The sequence below is a fragment of the Gardnerella sp. DNF00257 genome, from assembly GCF_049262745.1.
Classification (GTDB): domain Bacteria; phylum Actinomycetota; class Actinomycetes; order Actinomycetales; family Bifidobacteriaceae; genus Bifidobacterium; species Bifidobacterium piotii.
Window position 1 is genome coordinate 1,359,262 of the sequence record NZ_CP058403.1, and the last position, 16,431, is coordinate 1,375,692.

Genomic DNA, 16,431 nt, shown 5'->3' on the forward strand with positions numbered 1-16,431 from the left:
TTTTGAATACAAAAGGTGATTGCAATGAAACTCATTGAGAGAACAGATTACTTAAATCACCTAAAGCGACTTAAAGGCACTCCAGATATAAAAATCATTACTGGAATTCGACGCAGTGGAAAATCGGAGTTGTTGCGAGCTTATAGCAAATATTTAGAAAACACTTATAGCAATCAAAATAGCCAACTTTACGCATCAGCCAAACACGCACAGCAGCCAAACAAGCTACAACAGCAAAACAACTCAAACAATCAAGAACTTAACATAATCAGCATTGACTTCAATAACCTAAATTACGAAAATCTAAAAAATTACAAAAGCCTTTTTGCATACGTTGAAAGCCGTTACATACCCGAAGCGTACAACGTTCTTATGATTGACGAAGTGCAATTATGCCCAAAATTTGAGCTTGCGATTAACAGCCTTCACAATAGTAATAAATACGATATTTACTTAACGGGATCTAACGCATTCTTACTTAGCTCGGACCTTGCAACACTGTTTAGTGGAAGATTCATTGAAATACCAGTCTTCCCGTTTAGTTTTGCAGAATATTGCGAATACTTTGAAGTAAAAAACAACTTTAACAATGCATTGCAAAAGTATTTACAACACGGCGGACTTGCAGGATCATACGTTTACGCTAACCAAGACGATGCGCAAGCGTACATAAAAAACGTGTATACAACTCTTGTTAAACGCGATTTAGTAGACAAATACGCAATATCGGAAGTGTCACTTCTTGACTCAATATGCGAATTTTTAATGGATAATATTGCAAATCTTACAACCGCAAACAATGTAAGCTCAATACTTAAGAAGAATCATATTGAAACAACGCACATAACAGTTGGCAATTATCTAAAATATTTATGCAATGCATTCATGTTTTATAAAGTAAAACGTTACGATATTCGCGGTAAAAAATATTTAGAAACAAACGAAAAATACTATTTAGCAGACACCGCGCTACGCTACGCAATTCTAGGAACACGCAACATGGATTACGGTAGAGCGTACGAGAATATTGTGGCACTTGAGCTTATGCGAAGAGGATACGCGATTTATGTTGGTAAACTTTACCAAAAAGAAGTAGATTTTGTGGCAATAAAAGCGAGCGAAAAGTTTTATATTCAAGTTTCAGACAACATTAGTGACAATGCAACGTTGGAGCGCGAACTTTCGCCACTAAAAGCAATAAAAGACTCTTACACTAAAATCCTGCTTGCAAACACTCGCCATGATTCCTACGACATTGAAGGAATACGCGTAATAGACATAGCACAATGGCTACTTAACGCAAACTAAGTCAAATTCTAGAACGCAGTAAGCAGAATACAATCGAAAAACACATAAGCAGAATACAAAAGGGCCTTCGAGTGTGAACGCAAGCGAACACAAACGAAAGCCCTAAAACACAGCGCATCAAGCAGAACTTAAATACGCACCTTACGCAACACAGCACCAGAAGCCGCAAACATCAAAGCAGCAAAAGCCACTAAAACGCCAGCAGCACCAGTAACAGGCAACACACTCTTAACATCACCCTGGCTAGTGGCATTGTTTGCAACAGTAATATCCGTCCAAGCAAGCTGATTGCCCTGCTCATCCACGAGCACAACCGTATGCTTACCAGAATAGCCAGCAGGGAATTGCGCATCAAAATAAGGAACACCATCAGCACCAAGCTTAACAGTCACGTAATCACTACCATCCACGCTACGCAAAAGCTTAGGAGTAGAATACATAAACGCATAAGCCTTTGCAGAACCCTCGCGATGCAAGCGATCAAGGAACGCCTTGTTGTTAACGTTCACAGAAACCTTGTTTGCAGAACCTGCAACAGCAATGTTGTTGGAGCCAACCTTTAGCGTACCTTTTAATTCTGGCTTAAGCTGATCAACGCTAGCAGGAGCCGAAGGAACTACGGCTTTAGCTTGAGCTGTCTTCTCAGAAGACTCAGTCTTTGCAGAAGAATCTTGAGTAGCATTGGAATCGGAAACAGATGGAGCAGATGGAGCTTTTTCTGCAGGCTTATCTGCAGGCTTTTCTTCAGACTTATCTGGGATAACATCACCAGAAGCTCCTGGATTCTTTTCACGCTCACTATTCTTGCTCTTCTTAGCTTCTGCAAGAAGATTCTCCAAATAAAGCAATCTAGACTTCTTAGATTTGCGAATCAAATTAGCTATAAAGTGGAAGCCTTGATCCTCCGCTTGCTTAGCTAATTTTTCCTTTTCATCTTTGTAGTTTTTAATAGCGTTCTTAAGATTTGCAGAAAGTGTATTACTAAAGTTTACAGCAGCAGCACCAGCTTGATTTGCTTCAGCAGTAGTCAACTTATCGAAAGTCTTATTGCCAAAACTATTTACAACTCCAAGGAACTTTGCAACAGCAGCTTTTTCATTGCTAGTAGCAGTAAACATTCCCGTGTTAACTAGCTGAGCTAATTCAACGGCATTAGTATAAGATTTTTCTTGGCCATCGCGACGCTTTTGCAATTCTTTTCTAAAGAATTCAATCTGGGAAGGCGTAGCACTTTTACCACTTGCTTTTAAAGCCTTAAGAAAATCTTCCTCTGATGTCCCTAGGTCTACAATGCCTTTAATTGCACTATCTGTAATTGTTTTTTGAGCTTCGTTAAATAAAGCACGAGCGCCACTAAAAGTCGCAGCTTTGCTCATAAGCGTAGCAGTAAAGTTGAAACCTTTAGCTTTTGCTTGCTTAACTAAGTCTTCCTTAGCATACTTTTCTGCTTCGTTAAGCGAATCCTCTAAAGAGGCTAAAGAATTGTAATTAGACTCTTTAATCTTGTTAGCAACTAAAGTAAGACCCTCATCTTCAGCTTTTTTAACTAAAGCAGCTTTGCCATTAACGTATGCGCTTTGAGCCTTATCGCGATCATCTTTACTACCGTAAAAAATCCCATTCGCTGACTTAAAGTCGTTAGCTTTACGCATCTTATTAGCAAGATCATGCAAACCAATAACGTCGAGATGCCTAGCACGATACTCAACAATCTTGTCGTTTACGTATTTAACAACAGCATTGTTCTCACTATCGTCACGACGACCTGTAACCTTCGACTCGTTTTTGTTTACATAATCTAAAATCTCATCAATTTCACTTTTAAAAAGACCAGAATCGTTCACGCGTTTTTAAGTGTCTCTAGAGGAGAGAGTTTAGCAGATTTTCCACCGCTATTCACTGGAACTGGAGTCGCACTACTAGCCAACGCTGGCATTGAAAACGCAATTCCCGAAACAAAAGTCGCTACCGCCGCAAATGCGGCAATCGCTTTTTTACTTAACATACTTTTCCTTTCCTCTCATCACGAATCATCGTGCGAAGAGCCTATTTGCTAAAACAGCACAATAAGTGATTCAATTTAGGCTTAAACTGAATCATTACAAAGTATACAGATACCCTACCCCCTAATGTATTGTTATAACCTTTTCAGACCAGATAAAACAAAAGCAGGAGTCGCGATAAATAATCGCAAACTCCTGCAATATATGAAACTTAGGCCTTATAAAACCGTAAGAGTTAGTCTTAAATCACTTTTGCGTTAGGCAAAACGTTGCCGTCTTTATCAACATTGCAACTATGCTCAACAGCAATAGTAATGTGATCGTTGTCAACGGAATAAAAGCCGTCAGTCACCTTAAAAACGTGACGAACGCCTTGCAAATCGTCAACCTTTACAAATCCGTGATCAATCAACGCAAGCACAGCCTCATGCCCAGGAAGAACACCCATTGTGCCATTCACAGAAGGAATAACAACAAACTTAGCATCGCCTTCCCAAACAGGATGCCTGGCTGCAACCACACTAACGTGCAGCGTTTTCACTTGCTTTTCTGCCATAATCACGCACCAAACTCTTGCTGCATATCGTGCCAACGACGCTCAAGATCGTCAATGCCACCAATGCCAGAGAACGCCTGCTCAGGAATCTCGTCATAAACGCCATCGCAAATGCGCGTAAACGCTTCAATCGTCTCGTCTGCTGGAACATAAGAACCTGGGCGGCCAGTAAACTTTTCGGCCACGTAGAAGTTCTGACCAAGGAACTGCTCAATCTTACGAGCGCGGCTCACAGTGGTCTTATCTTCCTCACCAAGCTCATCAATACCAATCAAAGCGATGATGTCTTGAAGCTCCTTATTACGCTGCAAAATAGCCTTCACGCGGTTAGCGCAATCGTAGTGAGCCTGGCCAACATAACGCGGATCCAAAATTCTAGAAGTAGAAGCCAAAGGATCCACAGCTGGGTAAATACCCTTAGCTGCAATGTCACGCGAAAGCTCGGTAGTTGCATCCAAGTGCGTAAATGTTGTTGCAGGCGCAGGATCGGTGTAATCATCTGCAGGCACGTAAATAGCCTGAAGCGACGTAATAGAATGGCCGCGCGTAGAAGTAATACGCTCCTGCAACGCACCCATCTCGTCTGCCAAGTTTGGCTGATAACCAACTGCAGAAGGCATACGACCAAGCAAAGTGGAAACCTCAGAACCAGCCTGAGTAAAGCGGAATATGTTATCAATAAACAGCAACACATCCTGATTCTGCACATCGCGGAAGTACTCAGCCATAGTCAAAGCGGTAAGAGGCACGCGAAGACGAGTCCCAGGAGGCTCATCCATCTGACCAAAGACAAGCGCCGTTTTCTCCAAAACGCCAGCCTCTGCCATTTCGCCAATCAAATCGTTACCCTCACGAGTACGTTCGCCAACGCCAGCAAACACAGACACACCACCGTGATTCTGAGCAACGCGCTGAATCATCTCCTGAATCAACACGGTTTTACCAACGCCTGCGCCGCCGAACAGACCAATCTTTCCGCCTTGCACATAAGGCGTAAGCAAATCGATAACCTTAATGCCTGTTTCAAACATTTGAGTCTTAGACTCAAGCTGATCGAAAGCAGGTGGGTTGCGATGGATTGGCCAGCGCTCAGTCACCTCAATGTTTTCACCTGGCTTAGCGTTTAAGATATTGCCAGTAACGTCAAAAACGTGACCTTTTGTAACATCTCCAACAGGCACAGAAATTGGGCCACCAGTATCTCGCACTAAAGCACCACGAACCAAACCGTCCGTAGGCTTAAGCGCCACTGCTCGCACAGTTGAATCACCAAGGTGCTGCTCAACTTCCAATGTAATCTCGTGGACGGTATCTCCTTCCGTGTTTCCAACGGTGTTGATATCAACCTTGAGAGCATTGTAAATATCTGGAAGATAGCCAACTGGGAACTCAACGTCAATCACGGAACCCTGAACGCGGGTTACGCGGCCAGCCGTTGGGTCGCTTTCCTTTGCATCTTCTGGAGGTGCTGTGGTCTGATTTTCAGCCATACGCTCCTATTCCTCCTCATTATTCAGCGCATCAGCGCTGCCGATAATCTCGGTAAGTTCTTGTGTAATGGAAGCCTGGCGAGAAGCATTAAGCTTTCTCGTTAAATCATCCACCAAATTGCGGGCGTTGTCTGTAGCCGTGTGCATAGCATTTTGCCTACTAGCTGTTTCGGAAGCTGCAGATGTAAGCAAGCATTCGTGAATACGCGACTGAATATACTTTGGCAAAACTGCATCCAAAACCTCGTCTGGGCTAGGCTCAAAGCAATATTCCACAGCATCTGGATTGCTGCGACTAACAGCTTCTTCACGCGCCGAAACCGCACCCGTAGACGAAAGCGAAGCCGAAGGGCCAGAAGCCGCCTCATAGTCAGGCCTATGCATAGCAAACTCTTCGCCGTCTTTTAACGGAACCAGCTCAACTGGAAGCATGCGTAGCGTACGAACCTTTTGCCTCACCATGTTTATAAACTCAGTGAACACAATGTAAAGCTCGCTAACACCGCCATCTTCTTCGGGAGTCATGTACGCGTCCATTAAAGTATCAGAGATTCGCTCTGCGATTGTTACATCAGGATGATCCGTAGACCCTTCCCAAGTGCCTGCAACGTCGCGATTACGATACTTGTAATAGGTTGCACCTCGGCGACCATACACATACAACTCTGCGTGCTTTCCTTCGGCGTCTAGCTTTGTAAGCAGTGCCTCGGTTTCTCGAATAATCGAAGACGTAAACGCGCCCGCCATTCCGCGGTCGGAAGTCAACGCCAGAACGGCTACGCGATTGCCTGCACGCTCTTTTCCAAAGATTGGATGCTTAATGTTTGCTTCGTGATGAGCTACCAACGCCTGCACGGCATCGAAAATTGCGTCGCTGTATGGCTTAGCGTTAAGCGCAATATCTCGCGCTTTTGCAATATGCGAAGACGCAATCATTTCCTGAGCCTTAAAGATTTTACCCAAAGACTGTGTGGAAATAATTCTCGATTTCAATGCAAGTTGGGAAGACATACGCTACTTCCCCTCAGACTCGTTATTGCTTGAATCGCGACCATCCGACTTTGGCTTTGCAACAAGCTTTTCCTTCTCAACAGGAGCAGGATTCTCGGCAGGAGGCAAAGAATCCTTAACAATCAAAGGCTTTCCTGCAGAAGTCTTAAACGACTTACGGAAATCTTCGATTGCTGCATCAAGCTTTGCTTCTGTCTCTTTTGTAAAGTCCTCGGTATCACGAATCACTTGCAAAATGTCGGTTCCCTTATCGAGATAATCCAACATTTCGCGCTCAAAGCGAAGCACGTCTTTTACAGGAATGTCGTCTAACTTTCCATGAGTACCAGCCCACACGGAAACAACCTCTTGCTCCATGGAACGAGGAGAGAACTGCTTCTGCTTAAGCAACTCGGTTAAGCGAGCGCCACGAGTGAGCTGAGCCTTGGAAGCTGCATCCAAATCGGAAGCAAACATTGCAAAGGATTCCAAAGACTTGTAACGAGCCAGCGAAATCTTAAGCATGCCAGAGACCTTCTTCAAAGCCTTGGCCTGAGCTGCGCCACCAACACGAGACACGGAAATACCAACGTCGACTGCTGGGCGCTGACCTGCGTTGAACAAATCGGACTGCAAGAAGATCTGGCCATCGGTGATAGAAATCACGTTGGTTGGAATGTATGCAGAAACATCGTTTGCCTTGGTCTCAATAATTGGCAAGCCAGTCATTGAGCCGCCGCCCATATCGTCGGAAAGCTTTGCGCATCTTTCTAGCAGACGAGAGTGAAGGTAGAACACGTCGCCTGGGTAAGCTTCACGCCCAGGTGGGCGACGAAGAAGCAAAGAAATCGAACGATATGCTTCTGCTTGCTTAGACAAGTCGTCGAAAACAATCAAAACATGCTTGCCGTTGTACATCCAATGCTGTCCAATTGCAGAACCAGTGTATGGAGCAATGTACTTAAAACCTGCAGAATCCGAAGCTGGGCTTGCAACGATTGTTGTGTACTTCATAGCGCCTGCTTCTTCGAGGCTTTGACGTACAGATGCGATTGTTGAACCCTTTTGTCCGATTGCTACGTAAATGCAACGAACTTGCTTCTTTGGATCTCCACTTTCCCAGTTTGTGCGCTGGTTAATAATCGTATCGATTGCGATTGCGGTTTTACCAGTTTGACGATCGCCAATAATCAGCTGACGCTGACCGCGACCGATTGGCGTCATTGCGTCAATAGCCTTTAAGCCAGTAGACAAAGGCTCGTCCACAGGGTGACGATGAATCACGTCTGGAGCCTGGGCTTCAAGAATACGACGCTCCTTGCACTCAATCGCACCAAGACCATCAATTGGATTACCCAATGGGTCTACTGTACGACCAAGATAGGCGTCTCCCACTGGCACAGATAACACTTCGCCAGTGCGGTAAACTTCCTGCCCTTCTTCAATGCCCGTAAAATCGCCTAGAATAACCACGCCGATTTCGTGAGCATCAAGGTTAAACGCTAGGCCCAGTGTGTCGTTCTCAAAGGTGAGCAGCTCGTTTGCCATGCAGCCAGTCAATCCAGCTACGTGCGCAATGCCGTCACCAGCCGTAACAACATAGCCAACTTCTTGTGTTGGCATGTCTGCTGGCTTGTACGAGTCAACAAACCCGTCAAGTGCCTTGCGTATAAGGGCGGGATCAATAGATAGTTCCGCCATAATTCTCCTTAATTTATTACTTCACTGCCTGTGTCCAAGCGCCATTGCGCGCAGAACGCTGCAGCTGCTTAAGCTGCATTAACATTGTGCGGTCTGTTACTTGATCGCCAATACGTATACGCATTCCACCAAGCACGTTTGGATCTACGATTGGGTTTATGTACGCACGATGACCCAACTTATTGCTGTAAATCTCAATCAAACGCTTGATTTGCTTATCCGTAAGAGGCTGAGCGGTTGTAACAGTAACCAAAGTTTCGCCTGCTTCGCGCTCAAAACCAGACCATGCGCCGCCAAAGCTGCCCGTCTTGCCACTTTCTGCGCCACCATGCCAAGTTCCTACAAGGTAGTGCATAATGCGCAAAACAACGGGATGCGCCTTACCTCCAATAAGCTCGTCGATTAAGCGAGACTTATCTTCCGAAGACCTATTTGGATCGGTAATGGCATCAGAAAGCTCTGGATACTTTTCGATCGTATCCATCATTGTTGAAAGCTCATCAGATATGCGTTGAGCTTCATCATGAGCGTCTGAAATGGCTTGCGCAAGCGAAGAACGCGATAAGTTTTCGCTTACTCGCGATGCCTTTTCTGGCATCCGTACCTCCTCATTTATGCAAAACTAAGTAACAATTAGCAACACTAAGACATAAAACTTAGTGAAAGCTTGCTTTAACTATTTGTTTTGCGCCGAATCCTTAACGTCTCCTACTTCATCAATCACATGATCAATGATTTTAGAGCCTACGGTATCGTCGTCTAGCTTAGACGCAAGAATTTTGCCTGCTAATGCCGCAGCGAGTACCGAGACTTCTCCTTGGAGGCTAGTCATGGCGTGCTTATGCTGAGCTTCAATGGAATGCTGAGCTTCACTAATAATCTTCGCAGCATCTTTTTCTGCACGCTGTCTTGCTTCATCAACAATCTTGGAAGCTTGTGCGCGAGCCTGTTCGCGAGTCTTTGCGGCATCTGCTTGAGCATTAGAGAGTTCTTCTTCCATCTGGCTCTTTAACTCATCAGCTTCACGCTGCACGTTTGCTGCTTTGGCCATTCCGCCTTCGATTTTCTCTGCACGCTCATCAAGAATTGCCTGGAATTTAGGCATAACGAACTTGTAGAAAAACGCTGCAAGAACAACTAAAATAACCAGCGACCATATAACGTCGTAAGGCTCCGGCAAGAACAACGCCAGTTTATTAGTTTCGGCTGCATATGCCATGGCTTGTCCTTTCTATTCTTTCAACACTTGTATGCGTTGGAACGAGTTGTTTCGTTCGGTTCAGCTTCCCATAATGTAGGCAACGAATCCGAGCAAGCCCAGAACCTCGATGAATGCCAAGCCAATAAACATGAACAACTGAATACGGTTGCCGACTTCTGGCTGGCGTGCAGTGGATTCCATAGCCTTGGATACAACCATTGCCATTCCGATAGCAGGGGAAAGAGTAGCAACGGCAAAGCCGAGAATGCTAAGGTTGCCCGTCAATCCTGCGAGAGCGATGATACTATTCATTGGTTTCCTTTCTTTAGGAACAGTAACCAGTTATAAACCCTAAGATTATTAAACCTGATTTATCTGTTTATTTTAACTAGATTTAACTAGATTTAACTATTTATGCAATAGCAACAGCAGATTTTTCTTCTTTCTCGGGGTAACTTTCCGAAATATACACAGATGCAAGAACGGTAAAAATAAATGCCTGTAAGCCTGCAACTATTACTTCGAATACTGTAAACAGAATGCCACCAAGCAGCCATAATGCACCGCCTAAGGCAAGGAGTTTATTGCTGGAATCCACCACAAAGAAGTTGGTGAATACTAGGCAAGTGGCCACCAGCAAATGGCCAGCAATCATATTCGCAAACAAACGGATTGTAAGCGAAAGTGGTCGCACAATCAACAATTCCAGCAGCTGCAATGGCGTAAGAATAAAGTAAATCGGCCATGGCACGCCAGCTGGGAACAAGGATTCGCGGAAGAACGTTAGGAATCCTTTTTCTCTAATTCCAGTGATTAAGTATTGGCATACAACCCAAAGAGCAAACACTAATGGCCCTGTAATAGTTGCTGTTGCAGCCATGTTTAAGCCTGGAATAACTGAGCAAAGATTAAAGAAGAATATTGTTATAAAAAGAGTTGTCATCATTGGCACATAACGCTTTCCGCGCTCTTCGCCAATCATTTCGTACACAATGTTGAATCGCACAAAGTCCATTAGGATTTCTAGCACGCTTTGGAATCTTCCTGGAACCACTTTTGCACGAGCTGCACCAATGCCAAAAATAATCATAACGATTACGGCCATAATAAGACGCACCATAACAATTCGATTCATGGCAAAAGGTGTGCCTTGGAATAAAATCTCTGGCGGCAAAAAGTCATTAATGCTTGGCATCTCTGGCTTTGCTGAAGCTAGCAACGCCGCAACATTTATATGCGCAGCTTTCGCTAAAACTTCGATAGCTCCACTCATTCGTGCCTCCTTGTAGGACTCTTTTACAATACAGTTGCGTTAAGTATAAAGTTATTCACAAGCTAGTTTGTAAAACCGTAAATCCTGTAAATTCATTCGTTGACATATGTGCGAAACGAAAATATATCTCTAAAAAGCTGATTCTACTCTTAGTTTGTACATTTGAGTTATATTGCTGATTATTAACGAGTGTTGCGATTGTAGAAATTATGCAAATTCTTAATAACTCGCTTTAGTCACTTGTTTATTATACTACACATTTGTTTAGAATTAAACTACTTGCGCGATAAAATTACGCGAGAAACACGCCGAAGACTTGACAAATCCAGATTTGCCCCTATCGTAGATAGAGCTGCTAAAAGCAGCCGACGCGGGGTGGAGCAGCTCGGTAGCTCGCTGGGCTCATAACCCAGAGGTCCATGGTTCAAATCCATGCCCCGCTACTTAAGCCAAGAATCGCATATTTCTCACGAATGCGTTCTTGGCTTTTCTTTTAATCTTTTTAGTTGGCGCAGTCTTTAGCGTGGTATATCTGATATATCAATAGAGAAGAATCGCTAGGCGGCGTCGAGCGCGATTCAAGCGCTCATCGCCAGCTGGAAGCATTGCAAAATACTCAAGCATGCGGTCTTTAACCACCTCTGCGCAATCTTTGTGAGAAGCAAGAAAATCAAGAAGCCTGCCAAAAGCATCGTCAATGTGGCCGTCAATCATATCTACATCTGCTACAGCAAGCTGAGCGGAAACATCGCCAGGATTATCGCCAGCAGCCTTGCGCACAGCCTCCACGTTTGTATTCGTATTTCTGCTAAGAAGCAAAGCCTTTGCACGCTCACGAGACGCCAAAGAATCATTCGGGTTATCTTGCAATACTTTTTCATACTCGCGCGCAGCAAGAGCATAATCTCCATTCATAGCTGCATCGTGCGCAATTTTGTGTTCAGGAGGAATGCTGGATGAATCGCCAGAATCCGCAGAATCGCCAGAATCCGCCGCATTATCGTCTACGCCAGAATCTGCCGAATCAACATAAGGAGCCGTTCCAGCAACACCAGACTTTTCTGCAACCTTAACTAATTGCAGCAAAATGGCACTACAAATCTGATTCAACTCATCTTCGCTAGGCAATCCTTGGCAAATAGGCATTGGCCTGCCACCAACCAATCCATATACAGCTGGAAGCTGCTGCGCGCGCAAAGCTTGAGCAATCGATGGGCTTTCATCCGCGTCAATTCGCGCAAGCTGCATTCTGCCATCTAAGGCGCTAACGGAATCCGCAAGTTTTTGCGCTAAGTCGTAAGAAGTTTCGTCACTTTTTTGCCAAACAAGCAAAATAATTGGAAAACTTACGGAAGTTTGAACCATTGCTTGGAAAGTTTGATCGTTAACATCAATCACATATCCGCCTGCAAGCGGCATTTTAGACTGCGGTTTGCCAGATTTTTCGGCAGCTTCGCGCTTTGCAAGAGCCTCCGCCTTGCGCTTTACGCCTTCTAGGTCTACTGCACCAGCAAGCGAAAATCCGCCTGGGTTCATGCCCATAGATTGTGAATCAACCATATTTCCTCTTTTGCTTGTATGTCTTCTACAAAGTGTCTAAAGTGCTTAAAACGGCCTTACAACAAGCCTAAGGCGCTTCTACAACGCTTCTACCTTTATAGGCTGACGTTCTGCTCCAACTGGAATAATCTTTGCGTCCGAGCCAGCAGGAGGCACAACCATCGCAATAACGTTCACATAAGTTACGCGCATTGTAGAAGTGGCCTTAGAATCCCCAAATAACGCTTTTTCTTCGTCGGAAGCTGGCCTAGATTCGCGGCCTTCTCCCGCTTTTCTAGTCCAAACTGAATCAATGCGAGCAATAACCAAATCACTCCCATCACTTGCGCGCATAACGCTAATCTGGTTTGTTACAGGAGTAAAAACTTGTTCTTGAGATCCCTTATTTCGCTCCATTCCAGCTTGAACTGTTTTAGAAAGCTCGCTTAATTTTGATCGCAAGTAATCATTAGCAAAATACTTTGCAAACTTGCTCGATTCTCCTCTTTGCAAAACATCCGCATACGCTGCAGCAGCCGCGTGTGGAGACATAACAAGTCCCGAATCATTAGCTTTACCCATAGAAGCTCCGATTGAAGGAACTGGGAATTTTGGCAAATGCACGCCAGGGAAAAGCCTTGCAACAGCCCAAAGCTTGTAGTTTGAGCGCGCACTATCTTGGCGAATCACCAACAATCGTTTAGACTGCTGGTCTTTTGTTGTTGTGGTAATTGTCATTAAATCGCGCGGCCAACTTGCGTTTGTTGGAACAATTGTTTGAGCAACTTCACGCGGAATAGTGGTTTTTGCATCTAGCTTGCCCATTTTTGCAGCAATCGCCAGCTCGCTTGCGCGCACAATAGCCGAAGGTCCGCTCATGTATTCTGCAAGATTACTTGCGTTTTTCTCTTCGTTAGCTTTTTCTAAAGAGCGCAAAACTCTTAAACGTATATCTTTTTCTTTGATTGGCGTTACATCTGGAAGCTCTTTAACGCTAGAGCCTTCTGCAGCTTTAGGAACTTGACCTTCGCAAGCGCAAAGTGTAAAGCACATTGCAGAAGCAACTACCGAAGCACACGCAAAACGCGCATAGTGCTTGATTTTATGAGCATAAAACATAGTCACACTTTCCAAAATACGTTATTTTTTGCGGTTTTTTGAAGTTTTTGAGGAGCCATTTGCATCATGATTAGCATTATTACTGGCCTTGTTGCCGTTGACATTTCCGCCACTTGCAGAGCCACTCGTGCGATTCTCTGAGCCTTTATACTTGCGATTTTTGCCACGATTTTGGCTTCTGTAGTCACGCTGGTTAAACTGGTTGCGCGACTTTCGCCTTGCTTCACCAGGCTTTGCGTCACCAGGCTTTGCACTAGTAGAATCGAAAGCCTCCGACGATTTGCCAAGATTTTCGCCAATGCGATTATCGCTCTTACGCCCATCGTCGTCTTTATAATACTCCGCATCCATTCTGCCATCTCGATTTTTACGCTCACCGCGATTGGCTTTCTTGGAGCCTCCAGCAGAATTTTCTTTGCGATTATTGCGATCGTTGCGATCTTTATACGATTCCTTCTTGTAGCGCTTTTTTGCAAATCCAGATTCCGATTTAGATGCGCTTTCTGATTTTTGTGATTTTTGTGATTTTCCAGGCTTCCCTGCGATTCCCGAATTCCTAAATTTACTAGATTCCGAAGATTCCGCAGATTCAGCAGCTTCACGCAAATCCTCCGATTGCTCCGACTGATTCGCGCTAGACAAATCGAAAGTTTCCGACTCTTTATTCCCAGCAGCAAAATCACCCTTAAAATCAGAACTCGACTCACTAGCAAGCCTTGCAAAATAAGCTTGCAAGTCATCTTTAGAAATAACAGTTGTTTCGTCTAAAGCGGCAGTCTTAGAAGAATTTAGACCAGACTTTACACTTATAGAAGAATCTACAGCAGATTTAGACTTTGCGGTACGCGTTCTTGCGTGAACTCCATGGCGCGCATGCGCTCCAGAACCCACTTTGTGCTTAGACTTTTTGTCTTTGTGGCTACCAAAAATGCCAGCTATTGTTCCAGCCAAAGCCTCCGAGAACTTAACTTCTTCTTGACTATTGTTTTCAACACTAATCAAGCCCGTTCTACTTGCAACAAGTCGCTTGTTTCGCCTGCGATGCGGAGCCATTGCAAACACAGAAGCCGAAAGACCACATAGCAAAATAAACAACGCTCCTACAAAATACATAGGAGTAGCAAAATCAGGAAGATTATGCCTGCGCCAACGCAATTCAACGAAAGCTTCGGGAGAATTCTTACCAAGATCGATTATAAGAACCCTGCGAGCAATTTTTGATTGCAACTCCGACGACAATTTTTGGCGAGAAGTCTGCGATTGCGCGCCATTTTGAGCATTGCTTTGCGCATTATTTTGCTCTTGCGAGCGCTCTTGCGACTCCTGCTTTATCGCTAAATCCGCCGCATTCCCCGCTTGCTCAAAGTCGGCAGCATTTATAGACAACTTTGCTAAACCCATTTGGCAAGTGGCATTAGTCCATAAATCGGAATCCTTAAAATCAACGTCTTTAGCAGCGTCTTTAGAAACCTTAGAATCGTCTGTTTTTGTGCTATCTATGCGAGCACCGTCATCTGCTTGCATAACATCTGTAGAAAGACTATTCCAATTATTAAGACCCGTTATTCGCTGAACGGAATAACCCTTAGTCCATCCACGAACATCTTTAGCTAAACCAACTGCAACGCAAATTGGCTTGCGACTATTTAGTGCCGCAACGCTAATTTTTACTCTATAGTCAACAAGATTCAAAACGCCTGGATCCGTAACAATGTACCTAGACCCATACACGTTTGCATGCGCCGAAACAATAGAGCTTGGCTTCCAAACAGTTGCGTTAAGCACACCAAGAACAATACTAAGAGCAGCAAGAAGGCCAAAAATTGGTGCCACTACTCCTCGCATAAACCTAGCTCGTTTTGTAGGACGTTGCATCAAACCTCTTTCTTAAGCTTGTCACGCCGCCAATTATTCAACCCCGCACGCGCACAAACTTATTAACGTAATTTTAAATTCGTTATATGCATCTACTGCTATCTATTCTACAATCTTTACTAATCTTTTATAAGGTTTGCTGTTTTGCACAATAAATCACGCTAGAATCACGCCTAAATTTCCACCAAATCGCACACAAATCGCTAGTTAAATCACACTAAAATCACATGCAAGTTATAGTCTTAAACTTATGACAAAAACCAAATTAAATTTGACTAAATCACTTATAACTCGAGCAATCTGCACTGCGAGCGCAATTGCCATGTGCTTTGGATTAGCATCTTGTAGCGCAAACAGCGAGTCAAGCAATGGCGCAGCAAGTAGCGAAGCAAATGCAGCTGGAATGAGTGTTTTAAGTGGCGTTAAGGCTAGCGGAGCTTTAGGAAAGCAGCCAAAGGTTGAGTTAACAGCACCTATAGATGTTAAGCCAAATTCTTACGCAATTTTGCAAGAAGGAAATGGCGCTAAAATCCCAGAAAATAGTCGCGTATGCGCTAATGGCATTGTGTACAACGCTAAAAGTGGCAAAGAGCTTATGAACACCTGGAAGCAAGGCAAACCAGACTGCTCAATTGTTGTTAAAAAGGGCGTTACTAGCAAGTCTTACTACACGCTGCTTAAGGGAAGGAAGATTAATTCCACGATTGCGTTTGGCATTCCTGCAAATCCACAAACTAAGCAAGACGCGTACGTAATGGTGTTAACTCTTGTTTCTGCAATGAAAACTCTTGATCGCGCAACAGGCAACAAAGTTAAAGATATTCCGCAAAATCTGCCGAAGGTAACTCTCGATAAGTCTGGCGCACCGTCGTTAGATAAGAATAACTACGTGCCAAATGGAAAGTTGATTTCTCAAACTTTGATTGAAGGCAACGGCAAAGTGGTTACCGAAAAAAGCACAGTAACCGCTCACTACACTGGATGGACTACAGACAAAGACGGAAAATTGTACCAATTTGACTCATCATGGAAGCGCGGCACACCTGCGGACTTCTCGCTAGCTGGTCAAGTTATTCCAGGATGGACTAAAGGCTTAGCTGGAAAGAAGGTTGGGTCACAGGTTCTTTTGGTTATTCCGCCAGAAGATGGATATGGCAAAGAAGATAAGAAGGACGCAAAAGGAAATGTAACTATTCCTGCAAATTCAACTCTTTACTTTGTTGTAGATATTCTCTACGCTTCGTGATTAGTTGCGAATTAACTCGCGATTAAACTGCGATTAATGTTATGCCGCGCTTGAATAAATCTTGCGCGGCATTTTTGCACAAGTTATACACTATTTTGCGTTATAAATGCTATAAATGTTACAAATTCCT

General features: G+C 44.2%; 13 protein-coding genes, 1 tRNA gene and 1 pseudogene. 3 read left to right on the forward strand and 12 right to left on the reverse strand.

The window, feature by feature from the left end; all coding sequences use genetic code 11:
- The first annotated feature begins 24 nt into the window (after positions 1-24).
- Positions 25-1,308, forward strand: coding sequence for an ATP-binding protein (locus HXT23_RS05380; protein WP_119529120.1), 1,284 nt, complete (start codon positions 25-27; stop codon positions 1,306-1,308).
- Between the two features lie 128 nt (positions 1,309-1,436).
- Here HXT23_RS05380 and HXT23_RS05385 read toward each other — a convergent pair.
- The 9 genes and pseudogenes from HXT23_RS05385 to atpB form a co-directional block, all read right to left on the reverse strand.
- Positions 1,437-3,313: pseudogene (locus tag HXT23_RS05385) on the reverse strand (hypothetical protein).
- A gap of 239 nt (positions 3,314-3,552) precedes the next feature.
- Positions 3,553-3,867 carry a F0F1 ATP synthase subunit epsilon gene (locus HXT23_RS05390; RefSeq protein WP_004131539.1) on the reverse strand — a complete coding sequence of 105 codons (315 nt, stop codon included), beginning with the start codon at positions 3,865-3,867 and terminating at the stop codon, positions 3,553-3,555.
- 2 nt (positions 3,868-3,869) lie between these two features.
- Positions 3,870-5,357 carry a F0F1 ATP synthase subunit beta gene (gene atpD, locus HXT23_RS05395; protein WP_004133619.1) on the reverse strand — a complete coding sequence of 496 codons (1,488 nt, stop codon included), beginning with the start codon at positions 5,355-5,357 and terminating at the stop codon, positions 3,870-3,872.
- A 6-nt stretch (positions 5,358-5,363) separates the two neighbouring features.
- The gene (locus tag HXT23_RS05400; RefSeq protein WP_004131536.1) at positions 5,364-6,368 is read right to left on the reverse strand and encodes a F0F1 ATP synthase subunit gamma; all 1,005 of its coding nucleotides are present in this window, start codon (positions 6,366-6,368) and stop codon (positions 5,364-5,366) included.
- A gap of 3 nt (positions 6,369-6,371) precedes the next feature.
- Positions 6,372-8,048: a F0F1 ATP synthase subunit alpha gene (gene atpA, locus HXT23_RS05405; RefSeq protein WP_016635637.1), complete on the reverse strand. Its 1,677-nt coding sequence runs from the start codon at positions 8,046-8,048 to the stop codon at positions 6,372-6,374.
- Between the two features lie 16 nt (positions 8,049-8,064).
- A complete protein-coding gene (locus HXT23_RS05410) occupies positions 8,065-8,646 on the reverse strand; it encodes a F0F1 ATP synthase subunit delta (protein WP_004131534.1) in 582 nt (193 codons plus the stop codon).
- A 78-nt stretch (positions 8,647-8,724) separates the two neighbouring features.
- Positions 8,725-9,267 carry a F0F1 ATP synthase subunit B gene (locus tag HXT23_RS05415; RefSeq protein ID WP_004133623.1) on the reverse strand — a complete coding sequence of 181 codons (543 nt, stop codon included), beginning with the start codon at positions 9,265-9,267 and terminating at the stop codon, positions 8,725-8,727.
- A 60-nt stretch (positions 9,268-9,327) separates the two neighbouring features.
- The gene (atpE, locus tag HXT23_RS05420) at positions 9,328-9,561 is read right to left on the reverse strand and encodes an ATP synthase F0 subunit C (protein WP_004105752.1); all 234 of its coding nucleotides are present in this window, start codon (positions 9,559-9,561) and stop codon (positions 9,328-9,330) included.
- Between the two features lie 100 nt (positions 9,562-9,661).
- Positions 9,662-10,522 (reverse strand): F0F1 ATP synthase subunit A, encoded by an 861-nt coding sequence (gene atpB, locus HXT23_RS05425; RefSeq protein ID WP_016635636.1) that lies wholly within the window; start codon positions 10,520-10,522, stop codon positions 9,662-9,664.
- A gap of 369 nt (positions 10,523-10,891) precedes the next feature.
- Between atpB and HXT23_RS05430 the strand changes: the two genes are divergently transcribed.
- Positions 10,892-10,965: transfer RNA gene (locus tag HXT23_RS05430), tRNA-Met, on the forward strand.
- Between the two features lie 97 nt (positions 10,966-11,062).
- Here HXT23_RS05430 and HXT23_RS05435 read toward each other — a convergent pair.
- From HXT23_RS05435 to HXT23_RS05445, 3 genes are all read right to left on the reverse strand, one after another.
- A complete protein-coding gene (locus tag HXT23_RS05435) occupies positions 11,063-12,082 on the reverse strand; it encodes a tetratricopeptide repeat protein (protein ID WP_016635635.1) in 1,020 nt (339 codons plus the stop codon).
- A gap of 78 nt (positions 12,083-12,160) precedes the next feature.
- Entirely contained in the window at positions 12,161-13,180 is a 1,020-nt protein-coding gene (locus tag HXT23_RS05440) for a hypothetical protein (protein WP_016635634.1), read from the reverse strand.
- Positions 13,181-13,201: 21 nt separating this feature from the next.
- Positions 13,202-15,055 (reverse strand): hypothetical protein, encoded by a 1,854-nt coding sequence (locus tag HXT23_RS05445; RefSeq protein WP_422112801.1) that lies wholly within the window; start codon positions 15,053-15,055, stop codon positions 13,202-13,204.
- 250 nt (positions 15,056-15,305) lie between these two features.
- Here HXT23_RS05445 and HXT23_RS05450 point away from each other — a divergent pair, with 250 nt between their 5' ends.
- Positions 15,306-16,301 carry an FKBP-type peptidyl-prolyl cis-trans isomerase gene (locus HXT23_RS05450; protein WP_016635632.1) on the forward strand — a complete coding sequence of 332 codons (996 nt, stop codon included), beginning with the start codon at positions 15,306-15,308 and terminating at the stop codon, positions 16,299-16,301.
- Positions 16,302-16,431 lie beyond the last annotated feature (130 nt).